Source organism: Nitrospira sp. BLG_1 (assembly GCF_047338595.1).
In the GTDB taxonomy this organism is placed as follows: Bacteria; Nitrospirota; Nitrospiria; order Nitrospirales; family Nitrospiraceae; genus Nitrospira_D.
Window position 1 is genome coordinate 1 of record NZ_JBLFBO010000113.1, and the last position, 2,082, is coordinate 2,082.

Annotated in this window: 2 protein-coding genes; one reads left to right on the forward strand and one right to left on the reverse strand. The window is 54.9% G+C overall.

The annotated features are described in order from the left end of the window. A partial coding sequence (locus ACMTNU_RS20520) for a lactonase family protein (RefSeq protein ID WP_413937148.1) occupies positions 1-1,133 on the reverse strand: 1,133 nt, incomplete at its 3' end. Positions 1,134-1,304: 171 nt separating this feature from the next. Here ACMTNU_RS20520 and ACMTNU_RS20525 point away from each other — a divergent pair. Beyond that, a complete protein-coding gene (locus ACMTNU_RS20525; RefSeq protein ID WP_413937149.1) occupies positions 1,305-1,979 on the forward strand; it encodes a hypothetical protein in 675 nt (224 codons plus the stop codon). Positions 1,980-2,082: the final 103 nt, after the last annotated feature.

Consider the following 2,082-nt stretch of genomic DNA (forward strand, 5'->3'; position numbering starts at 1 on the left):
CCAGGAGTGGCAATTCCAATCGGAGCCTGTGGAGCGGTCGAGAACGTGGCGGGAGTGGTAGGGAGCAGAACGCCACCGGCTCCAATCGTGAAACCGGATACACTGGTTGACCCTGAATTCGCGACATAGAGGAATTGCCCGTCTGGATTAATCGTAATCCCGACCGGCGCGGACGCCGCTCCCGTCGCAAAACTCGCCGGAGACGTCGGTGTTAATAATCCTCCCGCTCCAATGGTAAAAGCTGCCACCTCGTTCATGCCACTATTCGTGACATACAGGAACGATCCATTGGGCGAAATTGTCAGCCTCTGAGGGCTCGATCCCAGCGCTCCAGTGGAGAACGTCGGAGGGACTGTTGGGGACAGCACGCCTCCCACTCCAATGGAAAAGACGGCAATGGCATTCGTTCCACTGTTTGCAACATACAGAAATAGACCATTCGGCGACATGGTAAGCCCCTCGGGGCTCGGAGAGCCGGCACCAGTTGAGAAGGTCGCCGGACTGGTCGCGGTCAACACGCCATTGGCTCCGATGGTGAAACCCGATACGTTGTGCGTACCGGAGTTTGCGACGTAGAGAAATTGTCCATTCGGTGATACAGCCAGACCTCGCGCTAATGTCCCACTCGTTGGAACCGTTGCTGGAGACGTTGGAGCCAGTACACCACCCGATCCGATAGAAAAGCCAGCGACGGTGTTGGAGGCGCTATTGGCGACATAGACAAATGCTCCGTTTGGCGTGATCGTTATCCCACGCGGAGAGGATCCTACACCGCTGGAAAACGTTGCTGGTGCAGTCGGAGTGAGGTTTCCTGTGGTTGCGTTGATCGTGAAAGCCGAAACATTGGCGGAACTCTGGTTTGACGAATAGAGGAATTGACCGTTAGGGGAAATGGCAACCCATTCGGCGCTTGTCCCTCCAGTAGAAAAACTTGCAGGAGTTGTTGCTGTCAGGACCCCGCCAGCCCCTATCCTGAAACCTGAGAGGGTGTTCGAACCATCATTGGCTGTATAAAGGATGGCGGAAGTCGATCCTGTTCCCTCGAACCCTCCCCCTCCCCCTCCTCCATCCGGACATCCGGCAAGTATGAGGACTATCGGCGATGCGAGAAGTGGGAGCATCATTCTTGTCATGATGGATGGTCCTCCTGGCTCAAATGTACCACCGCAACAACCCTTAGCCAAACGAACCACACTTTCTTGACCTCGTCGGAATCACGTCTAAGTCGGGCTTCCGTTCGAGCCACGGAAGACACTGGAATCACGAGGTGATTTATCCACACGCTCAAAGAGCAACTGTCGCGGGTGACAACGCTCCCGACGGTCGACGAACGGTGGGACGCGCTCCCGGCTTGGCTCGTCACGTACAACGAACACTGGCTGGTCGACCGCCATGGATTTTCGGCGGGGGCCCAGAGTGTCCCAGCAATGGGAAGCGGCATCATTGTGGCCTGGACTTGCCAAGGCTTGGCGGTATACTTTTTTAATATGAAACTTAGACACCATATCACTGTAGTGATGGCCTATTGTGTAGTCCTGTTTCTGCACGTGCCGACCATTTCGGCTACTGATTTGGTGCGCGAAGAGCCAATCCCCATCCAAACGATTATCACGAACCCTCAAACCTTCAATATGCGGGCAGTACGACTCCAAGGAATCATTAAAACGTTACAAGTGTTTCCAGGCGGGGATACTTGTCGCGTACACGGGCAATACGCTGGGTATGCGTTCATCCTCACCGACCCCACCGGTGAACTCTCCATTTTTGACCTTGTGACCTGTCACGGTCCTGGGAAACCGAGGTTTCGCGCAGGGAAACCTCGGATGACGGACTTTGCTGTGGGCGACAGTGTTGAAGTCGTTGTTTATGTCTCCGTCAGCTACTCTCCTGATTTTGCCCTCCATACCGTACAGGGAGCACTCCGGTGGGTTGGACGAATGCCTCCCCTAAGTGAGGCCTCTTCAGGCACGACCCCCTGATTTTCCGATATCTCCACATGAGTCTATGGCCTCCTCTACTTCCTCACGGTCGGTGATCAATACGAACTTCTCACGGCTTGGCAAGAGCACACATATTTCTTCC